Source organism: Blautia sp. ZXY-1-C6, assembly GCF_056339875.1.
Genome location: NZ_JBWJVQ010000306.1, coordinates 1 through 2,527 on the forward strand (window position 1 = coordinate 1; position 2,527 = coordinate 2,527).

The 2,527-nt window shown below is 43.9% G+C and carries 2 protein-coding genes; both read left to right on the plus strand.

The features are described from left to right. A partial coding sequence (gene polA / locus AC075J_RS18695; protein WP_476390606.1) for a DNA polymerase I occupies positions 1 to 2,251 on the plus strand: 2,251 nt, incomplete at its 5' end. Further along, on the plus strand, positions 2,251 to 2,527 hold a 277-nt coding region (coaE, locus tag AC075J_RS18700; protein ID WP_476390607.1), incomplete at its 3' end, for a dephospho-CoA kinase. The genes polA and coaE, both read left to right, overlap by 1 nt.

Here is a 2,527-nt window from a genome sequence, read left to right on the forward strand (position 1 = left end):
GAAATATCAGGTGACACCTCCCCAGATCATTGAGTTAAAGGCTCTGATGGGTGACAGTGCTGACAATATTCCGGGAATCCCGGGAGTAGGTGAGAAGACTGCCACAAAGATTATTGTGGAGTATGGAAGTATTGAGAATGCTCATGAACATTTGGAAGAGCTGAAGCCAAACAGAGCCAGGGAATCAATGAGAGAACATTATGATATGGCGCAGATGAGCAAGGCTCTGGCTACAATCTGTACGGACAGTCCCATAGAGTTTTCGTATGAAAAGGCAAAACTGGGAAATCTTTATACAAAAGAAGCTTTCCTTCTCTGCAGACAGCTGGAATTTAAGAATCTGCTTAACCGTTTTGACTCTGCGGCAGTACAGGAAGATACGCTGGAACAGGAGTTTTTCACATGTGCAGACCTGGCAGGCTGTGAAGCGCTGTTTGCGAAAGCGGAAGCAGGAAAGACAGCGGGTGTTTCTCTGGTTACAGAGAATGGCAGGGTATTTGGTGCAGGACTTGCGCTGAATGAAGAGGAAATTTATTATATTCCTGTGGAGGGGATGATCACAGAAGGATATCTCTGCGGAAAATTAGAAGAGCTTTTTCGTAAGGTATCTGAATATAATGCAGAGAATAATATGGAATGTAATGCAGAAGATACAAAGGGAAGTTCAGAAAAAGAGATATCTGATGTTAATGCAGACGGTACTCTGAAATATAATAAAACACATACTGTCTGTGCATTGGATGTAAAGGCATTACTCAAGTATATACAATTTGATGATCCGATGGCTGTATTTGATGCAGGCGTGGCTGCATACCTGTTGAACCCGCTGAAATCCTCCTATACCTATGATGATATGGCAAAGGAATATCTGAGTGGTCGTATCCTGCCTGCAAGAGAGGAACTTCTTGGAAAGAAAACAGTGGAAAAAGCATGGGAGGAAAGTGCAGAGGGACTTACAGCCTGGGGCTGCTACATGGCCTATACAGCACTTGCCTGCCGGAAACCTATGTGTGAAGCGTTGCATGATACAGGTATGTGGAACGTATATACACAGATTGAACTTCCGCTAATCTTTACTCTTGATTCCATGGAAAAATGGGGAATCAGCGTGAAGAGTGAAGAACTGAAAAGCTACGGTGAGAAACTAAGTGTACGTATTGGAGAACTGGAGAAGCAGATCTGGCAGCAGGCAGGGGAAGAGTTTAATATCAATTCTCCGAAACAGATGGGAGTGATCCTGTTTGAAAAGCTTGGCCTTAAGGGTGGAAAGAAAACAAAGACAGGTTATTCCACAGCGGCAGATATTCTGGAAAAGCTTGCACCGGAGTATCCCATTGTAAAGGATATTCTGGAGTACCGTCAGCTTGCGAAACTGAAATCTACTTATGCAGACGGGCTTGTTGGTGAGATCGCAGAGGACGGCAGGATTCATTCTACTTTTAACCAGACAATTACAGCAACAGGAAGGATCAGCAGCACAGAGCCGAATCTTCAGAATATCCCTGTAAGAATGGAGCTTGGAAGACTGATCCGTAAGGTATTTGTTCCGGAAGAGGGATATGTATTTCTGGATGCGGACTATTCCCAGATCGAGCTTCGTGTTCTGGCACATATGTCAGGGGATGAGAAATTGATCCAGGCATATAAAGAAGCCCAGGATATCCACAGACATACAGCATCAGAGGTATTCCATGTGCCCTTTGATGAGGTGACAGATCTGCAGAGGAGAAATGCCAAGGCAGTAAATTTTGGAATCGTTTATGGGATCAGTTCCTTTGGGCTCAGCCAGGATTTAAGTATCACACGAAAAGAAGCAGCCGAATATATTGAAAGATATTTTGAAACTTATCCAAAGATCAAAGGTTTTCTTGACGGACTGGTGGAAGAGGGAAAAGAAAAAGGATATGTGACTACCATGTTTGGCAGACGCAGGCCGATCCCGGAACTGAAATCCGGTAATTTTATGCAGAGGTCTTTTGGGGAGCGAGTAGCCATGAACTCTCCAATACAGGGAACTGCGGCGGATATCATTAAAATTGCAATGAACCGTGTGTACAGACGATTAAAGGATGAGAATCTTAAATCCCGTCTTGTACTTCAGGTACACGATGAACTTCTGATAGAGACCTGTAAAGAGGAAATCCCGCAGGTTTCTGCTATTCTTGAAGAAGAGATGAAAGGTGCCGCAAAGCTTTCCGTAGAACTGGAAGTCGATATGCATCAGGGTAATAACTGGTATGAGGCGAAGTGATGATGATAACAATAGGAATTACCGGCGGAGTGGGTGCCGGAAAAAGTACAGTGCTTGATTTTCTTGAAGAAAAGTATCAGGCATATGTGATGAAAGCAGATGAGATCGGGCATCTGGTGATGGAGCCGGGGCAGTCCTGTTATGAACCGGTGATTGCACTATTTGGAAGACAAATCATAAAAAATGATAAAACTATTGACCGCAGACAGGTTTCGGATGTAGTATTTTCACATCCAGAGCTTCTGGAGAAATTAAACCAGATCATCCATCCGGCTG